Origin of the sequence: Bacteriovorax stolpii (assembly GCF_002872415.1) — a bacterium.
GTDB classification, from domain to species: domain Bacteria; phylum Bdellovibrionota; class Bacteriovoracia; order Bacteriovoracales; family Bacteriovoracaceae; genus Bacteriovorax; species Bacteriovorax stolpii.
The window spans coordinates 1,922,924-1,942,514 of sequence record NZ_CP025704.1; the positions used below are offsets into that span (position 1 = coordinate 1,922,924).

Annotated in this window: 15 protein-coding genes; 5 read left to right on the forward strand and 10 right to left on the reverse strand. The window is 41.5% G+C overall.

Features of this window, described 5'->3' with window-relative positions; all coding sequences use genetic code 11:
• Nucleotides 1-9: 9 nt before the first annotated feature.
• The 4 genes from C0V70_RS09505 to C0V70_RS09520 are packed head-to-tail and all read right to left on the reverse strand — an operon-like array spanning nt 10 to nt 5,151.
• Nucleotides 10-1,098 carry a DUF3419 family protein gene (locus tag C0V70_RS09505; RefSeq protein WP_102243627.1) on the reverse strand — a complete coding sequence of 363 codons (1,089 nt, stop codon included), beginning with the start codon at nt 1,096-1,098 and terminating at the stop codon, nt 10-12.
• An 11-nt stretch (nt 1,099-1,109) separates the two neighbouring features.
• On the reverse strand, nt 1,110-3,152 hold the full coding sequence (locus C0V70_RS09510) for a DUF8754 domain-containing protein (protein WP_102243628.1): 2,043 nt from the start codon (nt 3,150-3,152) through the stop codon (nt 1,110-1,112).
• A gap of 23 nt (nt 3,153-3,175) precedes the next feature.
• Nucleotides 3,176-4,183: an SDR family oxidoreductase gene (locus C0V70_RS09515; RefSeq protein WP_102243629.1), complete on the reverse strand. Its 1,008-nt coding sequence runs from the start codon at nt 4,181-4,183 to the stop codon at nt 3,176-3,178.
• A gap of 2 nt (nt 4,184-4,185) precedes the next feature.
• The gene (locus C0V70_RS09520; RefSeq protein ID WP_102243630.1) at nt 4,186-5,151 is read right to left on the reverse strand and encodes a diacylglycerol/lipid kinase family protein; all 966 of its coding nucleotides are present in this window, start codon (nt 5,149-5,151) and stop codon (nt 4,186-4,188) included.
• Nucleotides 5,152-5,275: 124 nt separating this feature from the next.
• Here C0V70_RS09520 and C0V70_RS09525 point away from each other — a divergent pair, with 124 nt between their 5' ends.
• From C0V70_RS09525 to C0V70_RS09540, 4 genes are read left to right on the forward strand one after another with little or no spacing between them, the layout of a single operon-like run.
• A complete protein-coding gene (locus C0V70_RS09525; RefSeq protein ID WP_102243631.1) occupies nt 5,276-6,043 on the forward strand; it encodes a formyltransferase family protein in 768 nt (255 codons plus the stop codon).
• Nucleotides 6,040-8,445, forward strand: coding sequence for an AMP-binding protein (locus tag C0V70_RS09530; RefSeq protein WP_102243632.1), 2,406 nt, complete (start codon nt 6,040-6,042; stop codon nt 8,443-8,445). Before C0V70_RS09525 ends, C0V70_RS09530 begins: the two co-directional genes overlap by 4 nt.
• A complete protein-coding gene (locus C0V70_RS09535; RefSeq protein WP_102243633.1) occupies nt 8,445-9,344 on the forward strand; it encodes a UbiA prenyltransferase family protein in 900 nt (299 codons plus the stop codon). The genes C0V70_RS09530 and C0V70_RS09535 overlap by 1 nt, the downstream gene beginning before the upstream one ends.
• Before the next feature lie 6 nt (nt 9,345-9,350).
• Complete coding sequence (locus C0V70_RS09540) at nt 9,351-12,053, forward strand: phosphoenolpyruvate synthase (protein ID WP_102243634.1); 2,703 nt, start codon at nt 9,351-9,353, stop codon at nt 12,051-12,053.
• Between the two features lie 20 nt (nt 12,054-12,073).
• Here the strand turns inward: C0V70_RS09540 and C0V70_RS09545 are convergent, their stop codons facing one another.
• The 3 genes from C0V70_RS09545 to C0V70_RS09555 form a co-directional block, all read right to left on the reverse strand.
• Entirely contained in the window at nt 12,074-12,766 is a 693-nt protein-coding gene (locus tag C0V70_RS09545) for a hypothetical protein (RefSeq protein WP_102243635.1), read from the reverse strand.
• A 128-nt stretch (nt 12,767-12,894) separates the two neighbouring features.
• Nucleotides 12,895-14,292, reverse strand: coding sequence for a S8 family serine peptidase (locus C0V70_RS09550; protein WP_102243636.1), 1,398 nt, complete (start codon nt 14,290-14,292; stop codon nt 12,895-12,897).
• Between the two features lie 153 nt (nt 14,293-14,445).
• Entirely contained in the window at nt 14,446-15,825 is a 1,380-nt protein-coding gene (locus C0V70_RS09555) for a S8 family serine peptidase (protein WP_102243637.1), read from the reverse strand.
• Nucleotides 15,826-15,999: 174 nt separating this feature from the next.
• On the opposite strand from C0V70_RS09555, the gene C0V70_RS09560 reads away from it, so the two are divergent.
• Nucleotides 16,000-16,896: a 2-hydroxyacid dehydrogenase gene (locus tag C0V70_RS09560; protein WP_102243638.1), complete on the forward strand. Its 897-nt coding sequence runs from the start codon at nt 16,000-16,002 to the stop codon at nt 16,894-16,896.
• A 92-nt stretch (nt 16,897-16,988) separates the two neighbouring features.
• Here the strand turns inward: C0V70_RS09560 and C0V70_RS09565 are convergent, their stop codons facing one another.
• From C0V70_RS09565 to C0V70_RS09575, 3 genes are all read right to left on the reverse strand, one after another.
• Nucleotides 16,989-17,852: a trypsin-like serine peptidase gene (locus C0V70_RS09565; RefSeq protein WP_102243639.1), complete on the reverse strand. Its 864-nt coding sequence runs from the start codon at nt 17,850-17,852 to the stop codon at nt 16,989-16,991.
• Nucleotides 17,853-17,960: 108 nt separating this feature from the next.
• Nucleotides 17,961-19,241, reverse strand: coding sequence for an amidohydrolase family protein (locus tag C0V70_RS09570; protein WP_102243640.1), 1,281 nt, complete (start codon nt 19,239-19,241; stop codon nt 17,961-17,963).
• Nucleotides 19,238-19,564: a hypothetical protein gene (locus C0V70_RS09575; RefSeq protein WP_102243641.1), complete on the reverse strand. Its 327-nt coding sequence runs from the start codon at nt 19,562-19,564 to the stop codon at nt 19,238-19,240. The genes C0V70_RS09570 and C0V70_RS09575 overlap by 4 nt, the downstream gene beginning before the upstream one ends.
• Nucleotides 19,565-19,591 lie beyond the last annotated feature (27 nt).

Genomic DNA, 19,591 nt, shown 5'->3' on the forward strand with positions numbered 1-19,591 from the left:
TCCTTTTACTTACGGTTGATATTGATAGACTCTGATGTCATACATCTGAACTTTTTCCATTTCAATTAATTTAATATGGGAATCGGTGATGTCAAGGTATCCCGTTAAATCACAGTCTGACTTACGAAGGTAATACCTGGTTACGATAATGGCACCAGGCAGGAGCCCTGGTTTAATTTTTTGCATAAAATTCTTTTCTATGTCCCCCTGGAAATACGATGGGACGTCACTTAAAGAAAGGAAATCAAACTGCCTTGTGCCTTTTGAAAGATAGCTCACAAAGTCTTCCTTTACATAATCCACTTCTGTCTTAGATTCGTGGACGCGCTCAAAACTCTCCTTATTGGCCTCAACAGGAACGCCTAGAAGTGATTTAATTCGCCCGTAGAAGCAAAGCTGAAGAAAGAAGCTCTTCTGGGCAAGGTCGCGGGTAAAAAGCCTGTCAAAGGCCTGGAAGTAATAATCAAAATGAGAAAGCGGAGAGTTCTTGGTAATGAAATCCCCTTTGTATAAAAGGGCATTAAACATCGCCTTGTTTCCAAGTATATGAATGAGAACCTTCCATCTCTTCATCGGGAACTCTGTCTGATAATACTTCACTTGTTCTTCCAGATTATCAAAACGCAGGATGCGGTCGTAATCAAGACCTAAAAGGACTTGTAAAACCTTGGCAAAGACAGCAAAAGTCCTCTCCCATTTTCCTAGGTATAAAAGTGATTCGAAGTGAACTTCTTCAAAGACTTTGGAGAAGAACTCACGGCACTCTGGAGTTAAATGGATTTTATGAAAGAGCTCTTTTCTTTCGTGGGCATTGTTTTTTTCTGAGTAAGGATAATACCCCCAGAAAAGAAGGAACTTGTCGTGATCGAGATCGCGGTAAGTGCTCAGGCGAAGCTCGGCCAAAAAAAGCTGCTCTTTAGAAAGATCAGAAAGAGCGAGCACTTTTGCTTCTTTATGCATTAAAGGAAGCGAGCGCCCTCCTGAGCCACAAATAGAAAAAATATTTTTCGGTTTGATTTTTTTAACGAGCTCCACTTCAACAGTCGTGTCTTCGTTTCCTAAAGTGTAATTTAAACCTTTAAAGTATTCTTGAGTCATATCTTTCTCACTTATTTAGTTTTTTTCATTGCGCTCACCGCATGTTCGCGGCACAGGTCGAATTCGGCATCGGTAATAAAACCATTATGCCCCATAATTTGAGAGAGCCTTACGCCGTGTTCATTGGCCATGCGGTCAATCTCAATAACTTTTTCGTAGTTAATGTTGCGGGAAAGTGTGAATGATTCAAACTTTCCATCCATCGCTAGGAGCGCAGTTTCTGCCAGACAAGCGTAGACAATATTTCCTTCCAGGCCGATGTCGATATTCATGTCGACTTTTCCAGGGAGAGTCACCTCGCCACTGGCAATAACTAAAACGTCTGGTCTTCTGATTGCCTCTTCCTCTTTTATGTCAAAAGGTCTGGAAACGTCACAGATCACACATCCTGCTTTAACTTTCATAATATCTAAAACAGTTTTCCCCTGGCCTGAAGTCGTTGTAATAATCAAGTCACATTCGCCAGTAAAATTATCCGCATCAGTTGAGACTTCAACTTTTGCTTTCGGGTTAATTTTTAAAATCTCTTCACGAAGCTCCATCAATTTATAAGCTCGCGGGGCGACGATAATGATTTTCTCCCACGTCAGTGCCAGGATCTTGGCCGACACTGCACCAATACTTCCGGTCGCACCAACCACCATCACCGTTCCTTTAAACATAGATCCTTTCTTTTGAACGAAACCTAATTTCTCTACAGCGAGCTTGGCGGCCCACAAGGTAGAGGCGGCCGACAGTGAGTTACCTGTGGTCACAGGAATAGGGCTTAAGCGGTCAATCGTCACACCGGCATCACCGACGATTTTTGTATAGGCCCCAAGTCCCATGATCTTTGATCCGGCATCCTGGGCCTTATCGCAAAGTTTTAAAATCTTGCGATAAATACTATCTGGTTCTGCTTCCATTAGTTTTTTGGGAGTTTCAGTCACCGTGTAAATGAGACCTTCAACTTTTTTCCCATTTTTTTCACTGACAATCCCTTCAATTTTCCCATAGTAAAACCCCGGAGGAAAACTCATGATTTCCTCTGTGATCTTCTCTAATGGTTTTGAATATTTTTTGATAAAGCGCAAATAAGGGTGCTTAAAGAGATGATTGGTTGAAAGCGGGTGAATAACAAAAGAGAATTTTGTCACTTCTTCTTTGTCTTCATGAAATGTTTTAATTTCTGGAGAGAGCTTAAACTCCTCTACCAATTTAATAATATCGTCTTGTTTAACAAAGTTCCCTTCCCCTTTTTTAATCTGGATGATCCCTTCTAAAATAGAATAGTTCATCTTCGGGTAAATTGAGAGCTGAGGCAGACAGATTAAGGCCTCTTTTAGTCCTGCCTCTTTAAGCTTTTCTTCCAGCTGATTAGAGACAATATCAATAATCAGTGTGCGACCTTTTAAGTGCGAAAGATTCAGGAAATTGATATTGGCCTCATTTCCCACCAGAATGTCGCAGCCTAAAAATTCAATAAGAGCGCGGTTTTTAAAAATCGAGTCGTCATCAAAGTCAGGAACAAATTTTTTCTGAACCTTCATCGCTTTTAAAACCGGGCTTAAGGCCTTTAAAAACTTCTCCAGTGATTTGGCACTATGAAGATTAAAAGGAAGTTTCAAAAGGAAAAAAGGATCGGCCATGACGATATCGCTGGTGATTTCAGCAATCGGCTCAACAAAACCAATCTGCAGGGCCGCAGAGTAAAAACCAATTTTCTTTTTATTAAAAAACTGTGGGTTCTTTAAGTAGAAAAGTCTTAAGGCATAAGGGATATAAACATCTTTAACAATCTGTCCGTCGACAATCGGCGTGTACTTGGCCGCTGTTTTTAAACGGTAAGTGTCCGGGTGAAGAAAGAATCCTTTTTTAAATTTAATTTTCTGAGGGATTCCGGTAATACAAATCACGTCGCATTGACCGTCGTATTTTTTAATCAGTTTTTCCGTGAGTTCAACATCAAAATTAGTCGAGTACTGAATCACGCGGTAGATTTCGCCAAAGAATTCGACTTCTTCATCAAAGTTGTATTGATCCTGGGCAAAGGCAAGTGAGAGAATGGTTTTCAAACGAACCTCAAAAACTAATGTTTTTAAGATTTGCCGAAAAGAATGTGTTTAAAAGTACCATAGGTACTTTTGTTGATCTCAGGCAAATCCTCTAAAGTACTGGTCTTATCGTATGACAGACGCGAAAACATAAATGGAAGCACTTCTTCTGGAATACCTAATATTTTTAATAAGGAATTGTGAATGGGGTTCTCTTTTACCGGAAGATAATAGGTCTTAAGCCCAAATTTTTCATTGAGGTCATTTAAAAATTCCTGGAGTGTTGGCAGCTCAGAACTCACCAGGTGATAAGTCTTCACTTCAAGAGAGAATTTTTCACGCTCAATTAAATGGGCAATCAACTGAGCGCAATGGTCAACTGGAATGATCGGAAGTTTGGCCCTTGGGTTATAACTAAGTGGAGCAATCGGCACATACTTTAAGGCCTTTGAGTATTTCTCAAAAGCGCGCAGGAAAAAATATGGCCCGTCTATTTTTGGCATCTCACCTGTTTGTGAGTCGCCAATAATAATAGCTGGACGGATGATTCTGGTGACGTATTTAGTGTTTACATTCTCTCTGACAATTTGTTCTGCCAGATACTTTGTCTCTGAATAACTGTCTTTAAATGATGTTCTTTTTGGCAGGACATTCTCATCTAAAAAGAAAGTGTCCGTATCACCTACTGCGATTGTTGAAATATAATAAAAAGACTTGAGATTCTTCATTGCACCAATCAGGTGCAGAATGTTTTGAGTGCCCACGACATTTTGTAAAAAACAAGCGGTATAAGTCGCGCTCAGGTCGTAAAGAGCTGCTGCATGAACGACGACATCAATATCATCTAAAAGCCTCTTTCTCTCCTCGCCTTCAAGAGCAATGACTTCCAGGTTAGTGATATCCCCTTTTAGGTAAATAATATTTTTTAGATCGCTGAATTTTGCCAGCTCTCCCTGACGAGAAAGCAGATAGACGACTTCAAATTGTGAAGCTAATAAACGGACTAAGTACCCGCCTAAAAAACCTGTGCCACCTGTGATTAATACATTCATGATTATGTTAAGCTTACGATTTGCCCGCTAAAATTTTCTAAATCCACCTGATCTTTTGGTGAAAACACATTCAGAAAATTCGGGTAACACTTAATGTGCCAGCTTTTACTCTTAGGGAAGATCTCACCATCGCCAAAGAATGACAACTCTTCTGCGCCATCGAGAAGTTCAATTTTTGCTTCAGTTGTCTCCAGGACCACAACGTTCGGGTCATCTGTCGGGAATTTTCCATTTAAAATTTTAAGGACGCAGGCAATGAGCTCCAGCCTGTTTTGGTGCTTAAAGATTGTCAGGTTAAATTTTCCATCCTGATGATTGGTATGAGGTGCGACTTCAAAGCTTCCTCCAAGCATAGGCTGGTTATTAATTAAAACAAGAGGAGCATAAAACACATCGTTAAGCTCCAGTGATTCCAGTTTAAATTTATAGCTCATCACCTCGCGGGCCATAAGTCTTTTGGCCGCAAAAAGTGAATAGATATTTTTCCCTGAAAGCTTCATAAACTTTTTAAACTGCGGGAATTCAGAACGGATGGCATTGATGTCGCCAGCAATTTCTGCAGCAAACCCCAGGCCTCCGTTAGTGGCCATAAAACGGCCATTGATATTGATCAAATCGATCTTCTTTCTGGTATTGAGCCTGATTGTCTGAGCGATCTTTTTAATATTCGAACTTGAACCCATCGTTCTGGCAAAATCATTTGCCGTTCCGCCAGGAACAACCAAAAGGCCGATATCTGTTCCGGCCAGCATCTGAATAATTGAATGAACAGTCCCATCGCCACCAACTGATAAAACAGCATCTACGTTGTTTTCAATATCGCGGCTCAAATTAGCATAAAGCTCTTCCATAGTCGAAGAGACCGGGTATTCGATCTTGCTTCTAAAAAGGGCGTTATTGATTTGGCCTTGCCAATCATGACCACCATTAGAAGCTCGCTGGTTAAGATAAACAGAGATGTTCTGCATAATTCCTCATTTGTGCTAATGCTCAATGATACCCTCTGAAAAATTCCTAGGGAGTTTTTGTGGTTCCCTTTGAAAAAAATACATTCCTTGTCTAAACTATAAATAACGCTTGATTGGAGATCTGATGAAAATCCTAGTAGTTACTAGCGAAGTCACTTTTGTGCCCGGAAATTACAACCACTTTTTAGAAGGTTTGTTTAGGGAATTACAGGGCGAAAAGGACCTCTCCATTGACCTCGTGATCCTTAAAAATAACTCCCCTGTCCTGACTCTTAAGGGGCTCGCATTGGGACTTATGGGTGCTCGAAATATCGGTTTTTCTCTGATAAAAAACACTATCAAAGCTGCTTTTAAAGACCGCACGGCCACGGCCAAAAAGCATGATATTCGCCTGCATTTTTTCGACAATCCAAACTCTCCCGATTTCCTCCAATTTGTGAAAAATCACCAGACGGACCTTTTGATCAATGCTCGCACCAGGTTCATTTACAAAAGTAAAATTTTAAAACTCCCGCGCCTTGGGGCCATCAACATTCACCACGGACTTCTGCCAGAATTCCGCGGGACTATGTGTGACCTTTGGGCCCTCTACAATGACCGTCCCACAGGATTTTCTATTCACGTAATGGAGAAAAAAATCGACAACGGTGCCATTATCCGACGAATCGTCACAAGTACTCCCACTGATTCCAATCTTCGCAAGAGTTTTGCAAGGCTCATTGAGGAGAGTTCGAAAATTGAGGGCATTGAGATGGCAAAAGTTGTAAAAATGATCAAAGAGACCCAGAAAATTCCGATAGAACAAGACAATATTTCAACTAAAACTGAGTACACGAAGAACCCCGATTTCTTTGCGATCAGAAAAATGCTGCAAAAAGGTATTGAACTATGAAAATGATTTTTCACCACGGCTCACCAGGAGCTCCACAAGATTTCTCTCACATTAAAAAATATTTCCCGGATATGGAGATTCACCTCTTTGACCGTGTAAAAAAAGAGCGCAAAGGTGATTTCGAAGCAGAGATTCAATTGGGGTATTCTTTTGGCTGCGTGAAGGCCTTAAAGTACGCAGCCAAAAGTGACAGGACAAAACTGGTGATCTTAGTAGCGCCTTATTTGTTTCCAATAAAAAAACCTGGCGCCTTAATGAAAGGTCTTTTGATGTTCGATCTTTTTCGAAACACTGCTCTTCCAGCGCTGGCGAAAAAAAGCATTGAGAAAATGTTAAAAGAAAGCTCTCACCCACATCCTGTTCCAGAGACTTATGAAAAAGATGCTAAGGAGTATTTCAACACAGAAAGATTAGCCCACTCAATTTTGGAAAAAGATATTTCAGAAGAAAAAGTTATTAAACGCCTGGAGCAACTAAAAGCAAAAAATATCCCGGTGATTGTCATCATGGGTGAAGGTGATCAGACTTCATACAAAGGGGCCAACAAAGAAAGACAATTTGATCCCCTCCTGGTTTATAAGAATATCCAGATCAAAACAATTCCTGAGGCAGGCCATGCACTCTTGTGGACTCACACTAAAGAGCTTTCAACTCTTATCAATGAATCAATTGGAAAATATATGACAAATGGTAATAAAGAAAAACGCCTGGGATATTACCCAGGAAAAGATGAAAACAACAACGTAGCAAGCTTTCTAAGAGAGCACGCCAAGAGTTTCCCAACTAGAAATATCTTAACATGGGTTAACCCGGAAGATTTAAAAAACTGGAACGGAGACATCAACACTCCACTTCCACACCGCTCAGTCAAAGTAGTTGAGCTCGATCACTTAGTAGGAATCCTCGCTAAAGAATTCCAAAACCAAGGCATCGCTTTTGGTGACCGTGTGATTCTCTTTTTACCAATGTCGCTTTACATGTACGCGGCGATGTTTGCTCTTCAAAAGATGGGAGCAATCCCTACTTTCCTGGACTCGTGGGCAAGACGTGATCAGATGGGAGTGAGTGCCAAGGTTGCTAACCCACGCGCGATGATTAGTGCAGACAGGGCCTTTGCTTATCTTGCTGACGTTCCTGAAATCGCTTCTATTCCTATAAAAATTGTCGCTGGAGAAGTAAAAAGCGAAATTAAATACAACGCACGCTTGGAAGTTCTCTTGCAAGGAAAAGAGTCTCTGGGAATTGTACCGGTAGAAAAAGAACACACGGCCTTGATTACTTTTACAACCGGGTCATCAGGAACTCCTAAAGGAGCTGATAGAAGTCACCGCTTCTTGGCGGCCCAGCACTACGCTCTTAACCGCCACCTTCCTTATGACAATGGCGATAAAGACCTTCCAGTCTTTCCTATCTTCTCACTTAATAACCTAGCAGCGGGAGTTGAAACGATTATTCCGGCCATTGATGTCGGCTCTCCTGCTCCAACAGACGCACTGGTTTTATACGTGCAGATGAAATCAAGTGGTGTAACGTGCACGACCTTATCTCCTTCGCTATTTAACGCTCTTTCAGCGTACTGTATCGAAAAGAAATTAAACCTCGACTTCCTAAAACGCATCGTCACTGGCGGAGCACCAATTTCAAGAGATGATGTGGCCCGCATGAAGAGTGTGGCAAAAAATGCTGAAATCCTGGTTCTCTATGGATCAACAGAAGTTGAACCAATGGCCCACATTGAAGCAGTTGAAATGCTCGCTGAAAGGCCACACGACGATCATGAAATCGTTGAGGCCGGAGTTAACGTGGGAGGCCTTGATAGTGGTCTTGAATATAAATTTATCCACATCAACAAAGACCCGGTTTACGTCAAAGAAGCTTCTGACTGGAAAAAACTTGAAGTCCCTCCAGGAGAAGTCGGAGAGTTGATCGTGGCCGGCGAGCACGTCTGTGAAAAATACTTCAACAACGAAGAGGCCTTCTTCCGCGCCAAGATCCGCGATGAAAGAAAAATTGTCTGGCACAGAACCGGAGACCTTGGGAAACTAGATAAACACAACAACCTTTGGATCGTGGGTCGCGTTCACAACGCCATTAACCGCAAAGGTCAGTACTTCTTCCCGGTGCGCGCTGAAATCATTCTTAAAAAGTTTCCATTCGTTCATAAAGCGGCCTTCCTGGGAATCGCTCACCCTGACTTAATCGAAAAGACTTACGCCGTCTTCTCAACTCAGGACTCAAATCTCAACATCGAAGAGGCCAAAGCTGAAATCAGACGAGTAATGGAAAAAAATGATTTTGTGGTGGATGAAATCATCCACATCGACGACATCCCAATGGACCCTCGTCACCACAGTAAAGTTGAATACGAAATTCTAAAAAAGAAAATCCAAGGAATAAGTTAATGGCAAAAGCAGGGGCCTGGTGGCAGTTTACCAAAGAGCGTTTTGAACCAGCATCTCATTTGAGCATGATTGTAGTTTTTATTTTTGCTCACATTCTGGTGGTCAATGCAACTGAGTCTATCTTTGCGACGTCTTTAAATGATTTTGTTATGCTCATTGGAGTTGTGGCCTTTTATTTTAAGCTGCGTCTTTATGATGAAGTCAAAGACTATGAGCTGGACGTAGTGATTAATAAAACTCGCCCACTTCCTCGCGGTCTGCTAAATCACAAAGATATGTACACCGGGATGGTTGTTTGTATTCTGGTTGAAATCACCACATTTGCCTCAATGGGGATCAATTCACTTGTCAGTATGATCGTGGCGATCCTTTATTCACTACTTATGTATAAAGAATTTTTTATCCGCGAAAAAATCAGACCGTATCTCACGACGTATGCCTTAACTCACACTGTGGTGACGGTACTTTTAAGTTTTGCCATTTTTAGTTTCCTAAGCACTGAGAGCTTATTAAAACTTATCACCAACACGACTCTCGTTTCATTTGCCATGGCCAACTGGCTTCTTTTTAATATTTTTGAATTTGGCAGAAAGACTTTCGCGAGCTCCGAAGAGCGCCCAAGTGTCGACACTTACTCCAGCCTTTTTGGAAGAACTGGCGCGGTGGTCCTGGTGGTCTCACAAGCGGTGATCGCTCACTTTCTGACCCTTTCACTAAGAGGCGCGAATCATGCCTTTTCACTTTGGACTTCAGGAATCCTGCTTTTAACTTTAGGAGTCCTCTCTTTTAGATACATCATGACTGACAGTCCAGTGGCGGCCAGACACTACCGCCTCTTTAGTTCAGTCTATATTATTTTATTTTATGTATTATTAATTTTTTCTCACATTATTCCATAGGGCCTTATGAAACCACACAACCTCTACATCGTCTCTAAAGACAGTACTCACCACTTTGCTAAAAAAGAATCAGGTGGAAAAGGGCACAATCTCTATTTATTAAGTAAAAACGACATCAAGGTTCCAAAGTTTGTCACTCTTCCTCCGGCCTTTTTTGAAGAGTTCAAAAAACAAAGTGGAATTGAAGACTACCTCAACACGATTCTGGAAGATAAGCACCTTTCGATGCAGGAAGTGTCAGAGAAAATCAAACACAAAATTGTTGAAACCAATATGCCACTGGTGATCTTTGAAGAAATCGCCAGGGCCTATGAAGAGCTTGAAAGAGACCTAATCTCAGTTCGCTCAAGTGCTCACGACGAAGACAGTGCTCTTCACTCGTTTGCCGGCCAGCTTTCAAGTTTTCTTTATATCTCTGATCTCGATATGACGATTCATTCAATTAAAGAATGCTGGGCCTCTGCTTACTCTGAGAGATCACTGGCCTATAGAACGATTAATAAGCTGGATATTTTAAACATCAAAGTTTCAGTTATCTTGCAAGAGATGATTGACCCGGATATCAGCGGGGTTCTTTTTACTTGTAACCCCATCAATGGAAAAAACGATCAGATCGTTATCAACTCAGTTTACGGTGTTGGTGAAGGACTTGTTTCAGGACTTTTAGATGCTGACACTTACACCATCATGAAAAAAGATGGATCAGTAAGCGAAAAAAACATCGTTGAAAAAACTAAAAAACTCATCCGCGACGAAAAAGAACAAAGGTGTTTGGAAGTAGCGGTTTCATTAAATGAACAAAATGCTGAATCACTGAGTGCTTCTGACCTAAAAGCGCTTCATCAAATCGCTCTTAAAATTGAAGATTTCTACGGAAGGCCTCAAGACGTGGAATGGGCCATTAAAGACGGAGAGCTCTTTATTCTTCAGTCTCGCCCGGTCACGACGGGAATTGAAAACAGCCGCGGGATTTTATACATGTGGGATAACTCCAACATTGTAGAGAGTTATGGAGGATTAACAATGCCTCTGACTTTCGGTTTCGCCCATTACGTCTACCACCAGGTTTACGTTCAATTCTGCGAGATCCTTCTCGTCCCTCAGTCTCGCATTAAAGAAATGGATTACTTCCTTAAAAACATGCTGGGACTCTTTTACGGGCGTGTTTATTACAACCTCTTAAACTGGTACAAACTAACAAGTATTCTTCCAGGCTACAAATACAACCGCGCTTTCATGGAAACCATGATGGGGACAAATGAGGCCCTACAAGATGAAATCGCTGAGCGTGTAAAACCACCTGAATTTCACCATGGCCCATTAGCGAAGGTAAGATCAGCGCTTACTGGCTTAAAATTTTTCTATTTCCATTTAAATATCCAAAACGTTGTTGATGACTTTTTAACTGAGTTTCATATTGTTTATAACAAGTTCAGAGTGATTGATTACTCTCGCCTTCCAGCTGACAAAATCTATGAGCACTACCAGGCCCTGGAGCGCGAGATGCTTTGGAAGTGGCATGCACCAATCATTAACGACTTCTTATGTATGGTTCACTACGGTCTCTTTAAAAAGTTCACCAGCAAATGGCTGGGACACTTAGGGGATTCTTTCCACAATGATCTTCTTGCAGGAAATGGGAATCTTGAATCCGCAGAACCTACAAAACGTCTCATCGTGATGTCAGGTTATGTTTCAAAAAAACCAAAATTAAGAGAGTTAATTCTTTCAACTCCAAATGAGATGTGCCTTGAGGCCATCAATCAGTCGGAGTTCCAGGAATTTTATTTTATGGTTTTAGAGTACATTGATAAATACGGCTTCCGTTGTATGAGTGAAATGAAACTTGAACAAAAAGACCTTCACCAGGAACCGGGGCTCTTTTTTGTTTTCTTAAAAAACTTAATCAACTGCGGGCAAACGGACCTGCACGAGTATGAAAAGCGCGAAAAAGAAATCAGAGAAAATGCTGAAGCACTTTTAGATAAAAACATTTCTGGTGTGAAAAAAGTCATCTACAAGTGGTCTCTAAAACACGCCCGCAAAGCTGTAATGAACAGAGAAAATACACGTTTTTGCCGTACGAGAATTTACGGAGTCGTCCGCGCCATGTTCTACGCTATTGGTGAAGACTTCACAAAGAGCAACATCATCGACAAAAAAGACGATATCTTCTTCTTATCCCTTGATGAACTCAAAGGTGCACTGGAAGGAACAAACAGCATCCAGAATTTAAGAAAAGTTATTGATGTCAGAAAATCAGAATACGAGCTCTATAAAAATCTCGAACCCGCTGCTCGATTTGCCACTCGAGGCCCTGTGTACTGGAATAACCAACACATGCCAAAAGAAGAGGAAGTGGTCTTTGATGAATCGACACTTGGGCCAAATCAAATGCGTGGTATCCCTTGTTCACCTGGAATCATCGAAGGTGTCGTTAAAGTCATTATCGATACAAACGACGACATGACATTAAATGGAGAAATCCTGGTCACAGAAAGAACTGACCCGGGCTGGATTCCGCTTTATCCTTCCCTTTCAGCACTTTTAGTTGAACGTGGAGGGCTTTTGTCTCACTCGGCGATTGTCGCCCGTGAAATGGGGCTTCCAACGATTGTAGGAATCAAAGGGCTGACCAAAAAATTAAAAAGCGGGATGAAGATCAGGATTAACGGAGAAACCGGGATTATTGATATCCTGGAGGAATAAGGAAGGCCCACGGGTCTTCTTTATTTCCATAGCTGCATCTTTTCACCTACTGGCCTGACTCTCGTCACACAAATCCCGGCCTGAATACTTCCGTTTTTCATAAGCCCCGAGAGGTATTTGTTGTGAACTAAAAACCTGAGTTTTCTCTCAGTGTTTTTTTCATCAAGATAATGCTCACCGATGGGTATTGTCTGGGTCTTTGGATTATTGCCTCTAAGGCCCAGAAAAATAAATTTCATGAATTTTAAAGTAATGACAAAATCTCTTTTACAAAGCTGATACCATCTTAAACAAAGAGCTTCATCGACAGTGAATGTGAAATCGCGGTAGAACTCAAGGCTCCTAAACATCGGAGTGTGATCTGTAAAGTACACTTCAACAAGATCTCCATCGCTAATCTTGTCGAAGATTTCATCATCAGGAACTAAACGTGTTTTTTGTAAAAGCCGCCACAACAGTGTCTTATTGCTTGGGGTTTCTTCGGCGCGGATACATTCCTTAATTAAAGAAATGTTTAAATCAAGATAAGCGATGACTTCGCGCTTTTTCTTTAATGAGCATTTATTAAAATGCATTTTTGCATGAACAGAAAAGGGAGTGACTTTTATACCATAGAAGCTTAAGGCCTCTGTAAACTCCAGAGCAAGCCTCCTAAACTCCATTTCCTCGCAGCGCTCGGGTGATATTTCCGAAATAAATTCTTTTGCATTCATTGAACTCTAAAGTAGAGGTCAAATGAATTTTAAACAAGATAGTTTTGGCCTAGACAAGGTTCTTGAAGAAACATTGAACAAAAAAGGGCCCTCTCGGGGCCCTTTTTCTATACTTAGAATAAACTTAATTACTTTAAGATAATTGACGATGGAAGCGGTTGTACCCAGTTCTTTGGAACCTGGTAGTAAGCGTTCACTGACTTCTCACCTTCAGACTTTGGAAGAACATCTAGCTTTGACTGAGCAATAGCTTTTGTTAAGTCCATTGATCTTGAAAGAATGGCAGCTCTCACTGCTCTATCAGCGTTTACAAGTCCTGAAGTTGAAACCTTTCCTTTTAGCCATGATTTTACATCGACAGTTTCAAGGATGATTTTCTTGATTCCTCTGAAATCAAGAGATGGGTTTGCATCTTTAACCGCACCGGCAATACCAGCAACGTAAGGAGCTGCCTGGCTTGTTCCAGAAACGTGGATGTACTTGTTCATTGGAGAAGTTGAAAGGATTCCTACACCTGGAGCTGCAACTTCTACGTTTTTTACACCGTAGTTAGAGAAGCTTGCAAGGGCCTGGTCACCTAATGTAGCGGCAACAGAGATCTTATTTTCCCCTACAACGTTTGTTGGAGTTGTTGGCTTAAGATCGTTGTCTGATCCATCGTTACCAGCAGCAAAGATGAAAAGAGTTTTTGGAGCTGATGTTAAGAAGATTTTTGATTCCTTAACTGCCACTTCAAAGAAGTAGTCTGTGTATGTTTTTAGTTCAGCTTCAGTTGGAGCTTTTTTAAAGATCGACTCATAAAGTTGAGCAATCACTCCACCGATTTGGTCATAACCAGTTCCGAATGATCCGTTCATAACGTCAGCTTTAACACCATTTAAGTATCCACCGATTTCTCCGTAAACAGCTGACTGTTGTTTTGCCAGAGCACCAAGGGCCTGCTTAACCAGGAAATCTTTAACTCCGCCTTTATCAGCAAGAGAGATTTCTTCTTTTTTATCACCAGTTGTAATTGTCACGCTGTTTGACTTTTGCCCCGGAAGTTTTACTTCTGTTGGGATAAGTTTAGCACCGATCATCTTAGCGTCTTGAGAGAATTTCGCTGCAATACCAGTTACGTGAGTTCCGTGCATCCAGTTACCGAAAACTGTGATGTCCTTAATGAATTTTTCTTCTTTAAGTTTTGCGTTTGCCCAGTCTCTGTCTTCTTTTGTCAGAGTCCCAAGGAAAGACTTTAGTTGAACATCGAAGAATCTTCTGACGTCAGCTGTGTCTGACCACTCGTAAGAGTAATCGATCAGTTGGTTGTTTGCTTCAGCAAAGTTCCATCCGTTGATGTCGTCCGGGTATCCGTTTTTATCTTCATCGCGGTCGTTGCCCGGGATTTCGATTGGGTTAACCCATGCTTTAGCTTCAAGGTCTTTGTGTTTAAAATCGTTTCCTGAATCGACGATTGCGATACTAGCTGCGTTTGCAGATCCTACAGTCAATGCCAGTCCAAGGCCTAATAAAAGAGATTTCTTCATCTCACTCTCCTATGAAAGGGTGTGTTTTAGTTACAAGCTTTAATTATGATCCCTAAAAACACGAGTGCGCTAGTCTTTTATTCTTACAGGCAGAAATAAAAAAGCGCCTCTTACGAGGCGCTTCATTATCTAAAGATGTTTTATTCTTTGAAATTATAGAGCTGGCATTTTTACAAGTAGGCTTGGACGAAGTGGCCTGTACTTAATGTTCATCCCTGGAAGACGTTTAGCAAAAGATTTTGGTGTCGCAACATCAGCAATCTCCGCGCGAGCTTTTGTGATAGCTACTTCAACGTTCATCGTCTTAGAAAGTTCCGCAGCTCTTTGAACGCGGGCCTTGTTAACGATACCAGAAGTTGTCACTTTATCTTTTAACCATGACTTCACGTCTACAGTCTTAAGAATGATGTTCTTGATATCTGCTGCTTTTAGAGCTGGGTTGATATCTTTAGCAAGAGAGATTGCACTTGTAACAAACGGAGCCGCTTGAGACGTACCACTCATGTGAAGGTATGACTGCGCTGGACCTGTTGATTGAATCGCAACACCTGGAGCTGCTACATCAACTGTCTTTTGTCCGTAGTTAGAAAAATCTGCGATTTCAGAGTATCCAAGAGTTGCTGCAACAGAGATTTTGTTAGCTGCAGGAATACTTGCTGGGTAATCTGGAAGAGCATCGTTGTTAGAGTTATCGTTACCAGCTGCCACTACGAATAGTGTATCTGGAGCAGCTTTAAACATTTCCGGGCCAACAGCTAGAAGAGTTCCGTAGTAAATTTGAAGAACTTCAAGAAGTTCGTCTTGAGTTGGCTCTCTCTTAATAGCTTCTACGAATCCTGAGTGTAGGAATCCTACTGCTTGCTCGAATCCGATACCAAATGATTGGTTAACAACGTCTACTTTATGGAACTTTAGGTATCCATTTAGAGGAATCATTTCTTCAACTTGAGACATTGCAGTTTTTTGCACTTCTTCTTTAAACTGATCGAAAGTGATTGCTGGAGCAAAATCGAACTCTAATTGAACTGGTTCTCTTTTTTCTGGAGCAACGTATTCTTGGTATACAGTTGGAAGAATTTTAAGCGACATAACTTGTGCTTTCGGGTTGTTTAGAGCGGCGATCCCTCCAACGTGTGTCCCGTGAGCGTAGCTTCCTACGAAGTTAGCTTGGTTCATGAAAGCTTTGTTTTCTACTGCTTTTTTTAACCAGTCGAACTCTGTCGCATTGATCGTCTTCGTTTCGTATTTAGCGTATAGCGTGTAGAATTTTTTAACATCGTCGTTGACTAGGTAGTTGTACTTGTCATTGAAAACCTTTGCAGAATTTTCAGTGAAGTCCCACCCGTGGATATCACCAGGAAGTCCTGAACCATCTAGGTCAGTTGTGCTTCCTTCTTTTTCATTTTTGTTAGTCCATGCTTTTGGCGCCAGATCTTTGTGAGAAATATCTGTCCCTGTGTCCATAACGGCAACGACAGATGCACTTGCTGTACCTAATTGCAGAAGTGTTGCTAGAGTTACTAATTTTTTCATCAAGTGCTCCTCAGATGTAAGAGTCTTGCGACCCAAATGTCACAATCGGCGCAGAAAATAGCACCAAACCCAAGGATTTCCTAGAAAATAGTTGACCATGCTACTTTTTATAGGCTTTAATTTTAAATGTAAGATTCTGTAAGAAATCTATTTTGTTTACCAAAGGATAACCCCATGAAAAAAGTCTTTGTTACTCGAAAAATACTATCAGAGGGCCTAGATCTTTTGGCCCAAAACGGATTTGAAGTTGAGGTGACAACCAAGGACGAACCCCTTACTCCGGCCGAATTAATGGAGAAAAGTAAGTCGGTGGATGCCCTCATCTGCACTATGGCCGACTCCATCAATAAAGACTTTCTTGAAAAAAACACCCACCTAAAGATCATCACCAACTACGCTGTAGGTGTGAATAATATCGACCTGGAAGCTGCTAAAAAATTCGGGATTGCAATTGGGAATACTCCTGACGTCCTGACTGAAGCGACGGCCGAAATCGCTTTTGGGCTTATGATCTGTGCTGCCAGAAACTTCCGCTCAGCAATCAGAAATGCTGAAGAAGGAAAGTGGAAACACTTCGAGCCTCAAGGGCACTTGGGACACGCTTTAAAAGGAAAAATTCTGGGGATTGTTGGTTACGGTCGCATTGGAAAACGCCTGGGAGAAATGGCCCACGGAGCTTTTGGAATGGATGTTAGAGGATACAAAAGAGGAGAAGACTTAATCGCTTTTCTAAAAGACGTTGATGTCCTCTCACTACACATCCCGCTTACACCTGAGAGCCGTCACATTATCGGGAAAAAAGAAATGGCCGCTCTTAAAAAAACTGCGATTGTGATCAACACGGCCCGCGGAGACGTCATCGATCAAGACGCTCTTTATGAGGCGCTAAAAAGGAATGAAATTTTTGCTGCGGGATTAGATGTGACAACTCCTGAACCATTGGTGCCGACTCACCCACTTTATTCATTACCAAACGTCATGATTCTTCCTCATATTGGCTCGGCCACATACGAAGCAAGAAGAGCAATGTCGATTATGTGTGCGGAAAATATTATGAAGGCGTTTTCTTAGTTTGAAAGAAAAGACAACCATCCTTGGAGTCTATTTCATAGAGACATAAAACAAAAGGGCCCGTAATGGGCCCTTTTGTTTTTGATTTTTAATTAGTGCTTAAGGTCGTTAATGATAGTGATTCTTGTTACGTCTTCACCACGTCCACCAGTTTGTGGGCGGTATACTGATCCAAGACATCCTTCTTCTGTACGAGAGTAGTCTTGGTCTCCTCTAACAAGGATTCCTTCTACGATACCAGTTCTTGAGTCAACAACTGCTGAACCAGAGTTCCCACCGTATGTGTCTGCGTTTGTTACGAAGAACGTTGGGTTTGTGTTGTTTCTCATATCAGCTGCTGCTGTGATTTTTGTTGGAAGACCTGTTGGGTGACCGATAACAGTGAAAACTGCATCGTCAGCTGGCTTTCCTTCTGTTCTGTACTTAAGTGGAGTGCGTCCTGTAACAACTCTTTCAAGTTTTACAACAGCGTAGTCCGCTTGAGTCATAGAATCTTTTTTTCTTTCGATGATTTTTGAACAACGGTAAACTTGGTCTTTATTGAAAGTGAAAGTTTTTTCTTCTTTCTCTTTGTTAGCAAAGTCGAATACCCAGTAGTGCCCCTGACAGTCGAAGTCAGAGTTAATACAGTGACCAGCAGTCACTAGCTTATCTCCCGCTACAAGGAACCCTGAGCAGTTACCTGCTGTTGGTTGGTTAGCGAAACGCTCGTTCTTACACATTCCAGACTCAGCAAGCGTTTCAGCTTTAACTGTGTATTGACCTGGAGTTGTTTCAACTAGATTTCTGTTAAGGATTTGAACAGCTGTTGAAAGAGAAAGCTCTTTCATTAGGTTGTCGTTAGATTCGAAAATGTCCAGACGATCGTCCTGTCCGTAGATAACTTTATCAACTGGAGTTGTTTTAGCAAAAGCTGAAACAGAAAGAGTAAGAGCAAGTAGAGCGATGAATTTCATATAACGTCCTTGTGTAGGATTTTTTTTCGTCCGACGACTATACTGCTATTCTCTGAAATTTTTACACTTACAAAAACTTACTTCTTGACAGTTTTAATCAACATTGTCTTACATTTTCTTACCGCAGAGGTAGACGGATTTCACAGATCCGGGGAATGTTTCACCTAAAAAAGGCGACCACTGGGCCTTTGTCTTAAGGTCTTTTTTCTCTACTTTCATTGGGGATTTTAAATCTAAAACAGTAAAAGATGCACTGAATCCAACTTCAAGAAACCCGAAGCCATTTCCCCATTTTTTGAAAATATCTGAACGATTGTTTAACGAAGAAAGAAACTGATTAAAAAAGATTCCAGGCCCTTCGCTGGCGATTTGAGCGATGGTTTTTGGATCAATTTTTTGATCGAGAATCAGCCAAGTGACAAAAGGGCCGAAGGTATCAAGGCCCGGAAGACCACTAGTTCCTTTAATTTTTTCTTCTTCACTGTGGGGAGCGTGATCAGTGGCCAGGTAATCAATGTGTCCTTCTTTGACAGCATTAATTAAGGCCTCTCTATCTGACTCTCCACGGATGGGTGGATTCATTTGAAAGAACGTTTGCTCTAATGGAGATTTTTTTGAAAGCCTCTCCATCGAGTAATAAAGGTGCTGTGGAGTCACTTCACATGTGACGTTCACGCCTCTTTTTTTAGCGGCGATAATCGCCTTTAGGCCCTCTCCGGCACTGTAGTGGCAGAGCTTTCCTTTAAGGTTATATTTCTCAATGAGTTTAAGCGCGATATCGGTGGCCATGAGTTCAGCACTCACCGGTCTTCTCTCTCCATGAGTCGCCTCAGTTTTGTGGGCCTCTAAGATTTCCGGGTCTTCGCAGTGAAAACTCACATGCTGATTTTTGTAGTGAACAAGAACGTCATCCAGGCTTTGATTGTCTTTAAAAAAGAGCTCACCAATAGAAGGACCCATATAGGCCTTGTAAGGCACAGTGAAAGTCAGAGGTCTTGTAGATGGGCCAATTCCCGCATAAAGCAAAATAGGAACATCGACTTTTTTGGTGAGTTTAAATTTATTTAAATAGGATTCATCATCAATTGGCGGGATTGGATTATTGGGCATATCGGCCACGTGGACGACGCCGCCGTTTAAGGCCGCACAACAGGTTGAATGAAAATCTTCTTTATAAGTGTTTTTTCCTGAAACATCTTCGCGGGCATGAATGTGGATATCGCCCATTCCGGCAAATAATAAACACTCATCACCATAGTAATAATCCACTTCAGCTCGGGTCTTTTTTGCTTCAGAGACACCGGTAATAAGCCCGGTCGTTTCATCAAAAGTAATATCGAGTCTTGCGATCTTTTTTGAAGTGGCACAATTGGCCTGAATGGTTTTCATTGCATGGTCTCTACGTCAAACTGCCAGATGCGTCCGTCGATGTCTTTAATAGAAAGACTTTTTTCGTCTTCGCTCTCTGAGGCGATCTCTTCGCTGATTTTTTGGTCGGATTTGCGGTAAAGGAAAAAATTGTACTTACTTTTGATTTCCTGGATTTGTTCTTTTTCTTTGAGCTTAAAAGCAAACTTGATCCCGAGAGACTTAAAATTTTCTTTTTCATCTTCGGGAAGTTCGATGAGTTTTAGATTGAGCCCATCGTTGATCACCAGGTCTTGTTCGGGGTCGACTTCAAATTCAAACACGTCGGAGAGGAAATCCATCATTCGGATTTTATCCTGACTGTAGAGAAT